The organism is Bartonella sp. OC68QHHN (genome assembly GCF_042193875.1).
GTDB classification, from domain to species: Bacteria; Pseudomonadota; Alphaproteobacteria; order Rhizobiales; family Rhizobiaceae; genus Bartonella; species Bartonella grahamii_A.
Map to the genome: position 1 here is coordinate 1 of NZ_JBHIME010000049.1, position 8851 is coordinate 8851.

Genomic DNA, 8851 nt, shown 5'->3' on the forward strand with positions numbered 1-8851 from the left:
AAATAACGGCATCATCAAAAACACGCGATTCATCACAGATATAAGCAGAGCCACTTATTTTTGCATTGCCCCCGACATGAGTATCATCACAAATGACAGCATTATCGGAAATATGAGCATGATCAGTGACACGGGCGTTATCATAAATTTGAGCATTGCCTTCAATTACAACGGCGTTGTTAGCATGCGCATTACCAGACAGCTTTGCATTGTCCTTTAATGTCATCCTTCAAAAATAGCATTCCCATAAATTTGAGCATTGCCATAAACATCAACAAAAAAGCTTTTTACTTTAGCATTTCCAAAGACGCGTGCATTTTGAAAGACCCGCGCTTTATTATACACCCAGCAATTACCCTCATGAGAGAGATTATCTTCCTTTTCGATATACCCGCCTAAATCGCCTTTTTTGACATCATCAAAATCTCTTAAGGCTCTAATTCGAGTTAAGAAATGACCATCGATATATTCACAATCATCAATAAATTCGTATTTTTTTGCAGGCTCTTGTTTATTAACGGGAGTGTTTTTTGATATAATTGTCATATTTAAAACCTATCTGTTTAAAAGTTTCTTATTGACACCTTAATGGGGCGCCGGGCGCTAAGAAACACGGCAGATAGTCCGTTGTTACGCTTTTCTCATAAGAGTATTGTATGGCGTAACGACACCCGACAAAATCATCATATATGCTAATTAAAGCATAAAAGATAGTCAGTTTTTATAATAGGATTAGGTTTATCGTAACCCATTCGCTATCTGTTTAGTGTTTCTTAATCACTTGATTATTTATATAACAAAATACGTATTTATTGTCAAATAGTATTTTATCTTTTTTGATATTTTTATTATTTTTTAAATACGTTGCGTGTTGATAATATCTTATGCATATCAATTTCTTCTTTTATATTTATATGCTTTTAAATCTATATTATGGGCTTTATGAAACGATTGCGTTATTTTCTGAATCTATACATTTATAATATTTAGAAACTTTCTTATCATGCGTATTTTTATCTTTATAACCTATCAATTTTGTTACTAAATGGTTTTTAAGATTTCTGTTAATTTCTTTTAATAACACATTTGCAACTTAACAGCTTTTTATAGGGACTGTTTTTATAACCAATGTGTTCATTTGCATGTGATTATGAAAGCCTGATTTTTTCACGCATTCTCTATAGCTGTTATGTTCTTTATAGTCATAGCATCATTTTTCATTTTCATAAGAGAAACGATAAATAGGATAATTATGATTTATTGCCTGTTATGAAAACATCTAAAGAGAGAATGATAATTATAGAGATGAGCAAAATCCCTTTTAATAAACTTTTGTCATTTTTGTCAGTTCTTTTTAGAACCTATATCATTTTTTTAAATGAGAGAAAATTAAAAACATTATATTTCAATAAGTTAAGTTTTGTCTATTTTTCAAAATACAACTTATTAAAACAGCCATAACAAATAAATACAACTGTAAATATATATTTGTCAGTTTGTGTCAGTGCATTGAATCGACAAAAGTGATCATTTAGTGAATGATTAAAACATGTCTTATGAGAGTATGTGATTTTTTAAAGCCTTTCAAAAGAAAGGAATTATAATCATAATAAATGCTATCAAGACCATTATGGTTATGAGTTTTGGAGGTTTAGGGGGGTGCTTCTTATACGTATTATTTTATTTTTTATCCAAAATAAAAGTTTATTATATTTCAAGTGGTTAATTTTATCAATTTTTCAAAAAAACAATCTATATCAAAATACAACCTGTAAATTCAACTAATGCTCTATGTTTTGTAGGGGTTTTGGGGGTTTTAGAAACCTTCAAAACTTATAAGTAATATAAGAAAATGAATATACATAACTCTCTTTAAACAAAGCTTCTGATAACAATAAAGCACTCATTTTAGATTACGGTATAACCTCTTAAAGGCAATGTAAAAGAAGCGTATTCACTTTAAGATGGGATTTCTTAAAAGTCTTAAAGCAATTCAAATAAGAGTATCTAAAAGTGCAAGTTTTTTCTTTTTAGAATAACGCATATAAACACTCCTTTTAAGATTGTATGTAAGTAATTTAACAAGAGAGGTATAGATTATGGTTATAAGATCTTATACCCCTTGTAAGGTTATTACACTCATTATGTGAGCATGCTTTATAAGTTATTCGGTTTCTCTAATTTCTAATTTTGGTAAGTTCTTAACAATTTTCATTGTTTCTAAACTTACGGTAATAACCCTTTGAAACAACTCTAATGGATAAGCAGGGTTGCTAATGGTTTCAACAGCATAGCGATTGGCATCATTAACAATGCCACTCTTTTTATCAGTCTTTACACATTGACGTTCCATTACCCATTCAAGAGCGGATTTACCATTGACAATATACTCATAAGCTTCCTTAGGGATGTCTGTCATGATGATATTGCTATTATAAATAACAGTTGATTTATCTTTCTCTTTNCTCTGTTTGTTTTGGATTACCCTTTTTAAAGGTCACGGGATAAGGCTCTACAGTTTCATAATTCACGTGCAAATGCCCCAGTTCACGCCCTGCTGTCACAAACTTCCAAAAATCTTCAGCGCTTTTTACACAAGGAATGCGAGGCAACTCTTTAGAGAGGTTATCAGCATAACGGGCACGGTAATCTTCCGAATGTAAAATTCCGTAACCAATAATAAAAGATATCTTCTTTTGTTATGGTTTTAGTAAGTAAGCAGAGAGGCATTTCTTAAACCTATGTCTGTACTATTATCGCGTTTTTTTCTTATTTTAGTAATAAACTATTGTCATGCTATTTTTCTTATCAAGCGATAATAATGGAGTGTTTCTTGTTGTCTCTAATATGTAACAGTTCCAATAAATTTGGTATATTCTATGAATAAGAGGCTTTACTTGAAGCTCAAGATTATATTACATGCAACACCTTAAAATTAAAGAGTGTATGATTGTCATTTAACAGTGTCATTGTAAAATCTTCAAAAGCGGGGGAAATGATATGGTTTGCACAACACATAAAGCAGGTGTATACAGTACAGTCTGTGCTTTTCTCTCAGATGTTATAAGTATTATTCTCATCAAAAAATTAAAAAATTGTTACGCGGTTGGCGATTTTTTCTGTGATGCTGATGATGTGGTTCATTTTGTTGCTCACTTTAAGGGCACAATGAATGCATAGATTTTTTTTCACTTTTATTTTTGCGGCTTTTTTGTGCCTTTTCTCGTTGCCGAGTTTTGCCGAAAACATTCGTGAGAAAGCGATTAATCAATCAGAGAGCATCCAACGACAACAAACGCAAGAACAACGTTTTCAGCAATTACACCGTAGAAACGAAACCCATGGGGTCTTTTTGCCAGATGATGATACCCCATCTCCCTATGGTGCTTCGCCTAGTACAACCTGTTTGCTCATTAAAAGCATTGAATTTGTTGGTGCTCAGTTGATTTCTCACACCAACCTTCATGAAGCCATTTCCTTTTGGGAAGGGCGGTGTTTGGGGATTGCCGAAATCAACAAAGTGCTCAAAGCCGTTACCAAGCTTTATATGCAGCGTGGCTATATTGCGGTGCGGGCTTATTTGCCTGAGCAAGATTTAAGCGGCGGTCATCTCAAGATTGTTGTTGTTGAAGGTGTGATGGAAGATATTACCCTTGATGGGCATAAAGTTGAGCGGAAATTGCAGGGAGAAATCACCACGGCTTTTCCAAACCTTATTGGGAAGCCGACCAATCTGCGCCAGATAGAGCAAGGGCTTGATCAAATCAATCGGCTTTTCTCACGCCAAGCCACCATTAATCTTGGTGCTGGTGGCAATTCGGGTGGTTCGATACTCGATGTTCATATTGAAAAACAGAAACCTTGGCTTATCACGCTTTCCAGTGATAATCTTGGCGCTAAAGCAACAGGGCTTTATCAAACGCGCTTGAGCCTTTCTTTTGATGATCTGTTAGGGATCAATGATCAATGGTCGTTGAGCTATCAGCGCTCCATGGATGGTGGTCCGTATCATTTTTCTCACAAGCGCCCCAATAGTGATACTCTAACGGGATCATTTTCTTTACCCTATGGCACTTGGACAACAGGTTTTGATGGGACGTGGAGCCAATATCATTCGAGTGTTAAGGGAATATTTTCCGATATTATGACTGCGGGTAAGTCTTTATCGCTTACACCATGGATTTCACGGGTTGTTGAGCGTGATCAAGAGGGAAAGACCTGGGTTACAGGACGGTTGACATGGAAATATTCTGATAATTTTATTATGGGCAGTCGGGTTGATGTTTCCAGCCGTAAATTGGCTATTGCAACCTTTGAGCTTGATCATTCGCGCAAGTGGCTTGGAGGAGAATTAAGCGCACATATAGGGTTTCATAAAGGGTTGGCAATTCTTGGCGCTTATGATGATAAAGAGCAAGAGAATGCAACAAAAAATTCACCCAAAGGGCAATTTTCCAAATTATCTTTTTCCTTAGGTTATATGCGTCCTTTTTCGCTCAAACAATATAACTTTCGCTATAATACACTGTTTTCAGGACAATTATCACCCGACACGTTGTTTAGTTCAGAGCAAATGTCGCTTGGTGGGAGTTCCTCTGTGCGCGGGGTGCGTGAGGCGATTTATTACGGCAATAATGGGGCGTTTTGGCGCAATGAATTGTCGTTGTTGTTGCCAGGGTTTTCTTCGAGAATGGGGCGTAAATTTATGAGCCAATTTGCCCCTTATATGGCGCTTGATCTGGGGTCCGTGGCCAATGATGTAAGCAAAAACAGTTTTGGCGGGCGCCTCGTTGGGGCAACTCTTGGTTTCCATGCAACCGGAGATATTACGGATGTTGATGTGTCTTATTCGAATATTTTAACCCAATCAACAGTGCGAGAAAAGGGGAATGCGACAGGGTTATTTCAAGTGCGGGCATTATTGAGATTTTAGAGCAAAGGGGCGGTAAAAATATCGCTGCGCTGTTTACATCCCTTTGGGGTGTTTTTTTTAAGAGATAAAGAATTTTATGAGGAGCCGAAGATGCGGGGATTGAGAAATCAAAAGCATAGATTGGGATATGGATACAAGCTAGGGCAGCGCGTTCTTTGTGTTTTGCAGCGAGGGATCCATAAGGGGCTTTCACTTGTTTTAAGTTTTTGCTTAGCTTTTCAGCCTTTGTTGTTGCAAGCACAGGCGCTTGGAGCACGAAGTCCTGTTGCACAAGAAAGCCAAGGGATTAAAGCAGCTGACGGGGTTGGTTCTGTTTTCCGCCCCACGGTGGGGAAAGCCGGCAATGATGTGCCGCTGATTGATATTGTTCGCCCCAATGGACAGGGTCTTTCTCATAACAAATATGACAATTTCAATGTTGATACCCATGGCGTGATTTTGAACAATTCGACTGAGGAGGTTTCGCGTTCACAGCTTGGGGGATTGGTGCCAGGCAACGGCAATTTGCGTTATAGCGGTGCAGCAAAGGTTATCCTCAATGAAGTGGTGAGTGCCAATCGCTCGCGTCTTGAAGGCGTGAGCGAAGTACACGGGCATATGGCGGATGTTATTATCGCCAACCCCAATGGGATTACCTGTAACGGTTGTGGATTTATCAATACGCCACGGGTGACTTTATCGACCGGACAACCGATCATTGGAGCCGATGGGGCTTTGAGTGGGTTGCGTGTTGAGGGTGGTGATATCACCATAGGCGCTCGTGGGGCTGATGGGAGTGCATTAGATATTTTTGATCTTGTTTCGCGCAAGATCAGTGTCGGGGGTCCCATACAGGTCAAAGGAGATTTGGCTGTTATCGCTGGTCACAATCATTTTGATTATCACAAGCGCGAAGCAACTTCTCTTGGTTCTGATGGCAAAGAACCGGAATTGGCGATTGATTCCAGTGAGTTTGGTGGAATGTATGCGGGACAGATCCGTGTGATTGCCAATGATAAAGGCGCCGGCGTTAAGATGCGCGGAGACATGGTTGCCAATGCAGGCGCCATGAGATTGACGAGTGATGGCAAGCTAGTGATTGCCAAAGCACGTGCCAAAGGTGCACTGAAAGCTCACTCCCACCACGATAGTGTGCATGTGAAAGATCTGCTTTTTTCAGAAGAAGCAGTTGAACTGAAGGCTTTGAAGCATGTTGTATTGGCTGAGCAAGCTCGCGTTGCGGCAAGCGGTGCTGTTGATGTGCACGCCGATGTGATCAAGCTCCAGTCCCATGCTCTTCTAGCAAGCGGTATTGGAAGTGATGGTCAACAGTCAGCGACCGGTTCTTTGCATTTACAGGCAGCGAAGCTTGAGGCGGGGAATGGGCGGATAGCCGCTGGTGATCTTTTAGAGATCCAAGCAGCAACAATTGATCTAAGCCGCATGCAAGACAATGATCAAACAGGGGTTTCTTCCCTTGGCGATCTAACCATTGAAACCAATCAAATCAGCGCTTTAAACAACCATATTGGTGCCAAGGGGAATATTGTACTGAAAGCTGATGATGTGCTCACTGTAGGTGCTGGTCATTATAGCGCCGGCGGCTCTCTTTTGGTGCAAGCAGCAGAGCTTACATCACGCGCGCGCTTAGTAGCAGAGCAAAAAATTGACCTTTATGCGCATCACGGTGCCCTGATCCAAGAAGGCACTGTCTGGTCTAATGGGGAGATAACGCTGGATGCCCATGGAGCCCTCAATCACACGGGTGATATTGTCAGTCTGCAGCAGGTTGCAATGACAGCGGGGGGCCTGCTCACAACCGGTCAAGAGAGCACGATTTTAAGTCATGATGTGGTTTTGCATGCTGATGCTTTAACCCAAGCAGGGACTGTGGAAGCCCAAGAGGGAGCATTAACCCTTCAAGTGCGTGATGGGGTTATCAATAGCGGCACAATGCGCGGTGAGAGTGTCGATGCCCATATTGGTGCATTTACCAATCAAGGGACGTTTATTGCAACCGATGATTTGCATTTGATGGTAAGCGCACAAGAAGGCGCCGATCCGCAACAAGCCTTTCTGAAGAATACATCCGAAGGAGTCCTTCAAAGTGGTGGTGTTTTTGTTGTGATCGCAGGGCAATTAGACAATGCCGGTGTGCTTGGCTCTAGTGGTGAGAATGTTGCCCTCAATGTGGCAGGGAATGTCAGCAATAGCGGGCTGATTTACGCCAAAAAATCTATGGATCTATTCAGTGATGGTAATCTGACCAACACACAGGGCAGAATTATTGCTGAAGAGGCTCTCAGCATTGGTGGGCTAAAAGAGACACGTGCTGGTCATATAAATAATGAGGCTGGTCTTCTCAGTGCTTTAGCCGGTGAGATGAAGATTGTTGCAACGTCTTTTGTCAATAAAAGCGCTGAAACGACAAATTCAGACCAACAAAACACTACACATAATGAAGGTGCGCATGTTTTAGCGCGGGATGGTTTGCGCATTGATGTGGGCAGTTTCGAGAATGTTGATGGTCTCATTTCTACGCAAGGGGCAGTTAATATTGTTGCTGATAGTGTGATCCAAGCAGGGCACATAGAGATTGAGCGTGGTGACCTTCAACTGACCAGCCACGGTGATTTAAGCAATAGTGGCACAATAGAAAGCAATAGTGCAATCATTGTGCGTGCGCAAACAAATCTGAACCAAACGGGGCGCATTGTTTCTAAAAAACGGGTGGAGCTTTCCAGTGATGGCATACTGACAATGGGTGAGACAAGTGAGGTTGGCGCCTATGATGTAACGCTGAAGGCAGGCACACTCACAAATGCTGGGCTTGTGGAAGCGCAAGGCGGAGTACTTACTCTCAACAGCCATGATGTTTTAAGCAATTCCGGTATCATGGTGGGCGGTGTTTTTGAAGCAACTCTCGGGTCTTTAGCCAATTCAGGTCAGCTTTTAGCCAGTGACAGCTTTACGCTTATGGCGGAAAGCCATGATCCGTCATTGGGGCAAGTTGCTCTGGTTTTAAATGGTGAAGATGGTGTACTCAAAAGTGGTGGTGCTTTTGTTTTAACCGCAGATGTTTTCGACAATGCCGGCAGTATTGGTTCAAGTGGGGATGGGGTTGCGCTCAATGTGAGCGGTGATCTGAGCAATAGTGGGCTGATTTATGCCAAGAAATCTGCCATTTTCTCCTTAGATGGGGATTTTATTAATAAGTTTGCCGATGTCATTGCTGAAGATAATCTCATCATCCGTGGTTTAAGTAGAGAGCGGGCTGGTCATGTCATCAACAGCTCGGGTCTTTTAGAAGCTGTCTCAGGCGATATGACCTTCGATGTCTCAGCGCTTACCAACATGCGCGAAGGTGGGGTTGAAGTTAGCGATAAAGTGGTTTCTCACAGTTACGTGCAAGGAGAATGGAACCCTATCCCAAATGTTAAACACCATCAGATAAAGGAAGATGTTGACACTACAATTAGCCGTCAACAGCTTCATTTTACCAATAATGCTGCACAGATTTTAGCAGGGCGCCATTTCACGGTTCATGCCGGTGATATCCGCAATAGTTATAGTTTAATTGCTGCTAATGGCAACATTGAGATGCAGGGTGATACGCTGCTCAATGAGGGGCGCGATTTAATTGAAACAACCAAGATTGTAACTAAAACACATCGCAGGGAGAAGAAATGCAGACTGTGGAATGCAGGGTGTCATGCGGGAGGCATTAAAGATGAGGGACATTATACTGATACCAAAACAACCACGCGCACTTATGATGCTGTTTACGGCACGATTGAAGCTGGGGGAACGCTTGATGCCAAGTTGACAGGCACTATTGATAATCATGCGGTGCGTGAAGGGGTTGAGCAAGTTGGCTTAAGCTCTGGCGATAAAGGTTTGGCTGGTGTTAAAAACACCGATTTTGACGGCTCCAAACCA

Annotated in this window: 3 protein-coding genes and 2 pseudogenes; 3 read left to right on the forward strand and 2 right to left on the reverse strand. The window is 41.0% G+C overall.

Going from position 1 to position 8851, the window contains the following annotated elements; translation table 11 throughout:
* Positions 1–546 (reverse strand): annotated as a pseudogene (locus ACFIJ0_RS06160) (hypothetical protein); the annotation flags it as partial.
* 1618 nt (positions 547–2164) lie between these two features.
* Positions 2165–2709, reverse strand: a pseudogene (locus ACFIJ0_RS06165) (type ISP restriction/modification enzyme); the annotation flags it as partial.
* Between the two features lie 291 nt (positions 2710–3000).
* Here ACFIJ0_RS06165 and ACFIJ0_RS06170 point away from each other — a divergent pair.
* The 3 genes from ACFIJ0_RS06170 to ACFIJ0_RS06180 all read left to right on the forward strand — a co-directional run.
* Positions 3001–3180, forward strand: a complete 180-nt coding sequence (locus ACFIJ0_RS06170) for a hypothetical protein (protein ID WP_375622930.1) — start codon at positions 3001–3003, stop codon at positions 3178–3180.
* Positions 3173–4933 (forward strand): ShlB/FhaC/HecB family hemolysin secretion/activation protein, encoded by a 1761-nt coding sequence (locus ACFIJ0_RS06175; RefSeq protein ID WP_375644148.1) that lies wholly within the window; start codon positions 3173–3175, stop codon positions 4931–4933. The genes ACFIJ0_RS06170 and ACFIJ0_RS06175 overlap by 8 nt, the downstream gene beginning before the upstream one ends.
* A gap of 90 nt (positions 4934–5023) precedes the next feature.
* A partial coding sequence (locus ACFIJ0_RS06180) for a filamentous hemagglutinin N-terminal domain-containing protein (protein WP_375644150.1) occupies positions 5024–8851 on the forward strand: 3828 nt, incomplete at its 3' end.

Bases quoted from the DNA above. Each gene is read 5' to 3' on its own strand.
- ACFIJ0_RS06170 (WP_375622930.1), top strand. From the start codon at position 3,001: ATGGTTTGCACAACACATAAAGCAGGTGTATACAGTACAGTCTGTGCT.
- ACFIJ0_RS06175 (WP_375644148.1), top strand. From the start codon at position 3,173: ATGCATAGATTTTTTTTCACTTTTATTTTTGCGGCTTTTTTGTGCCTT.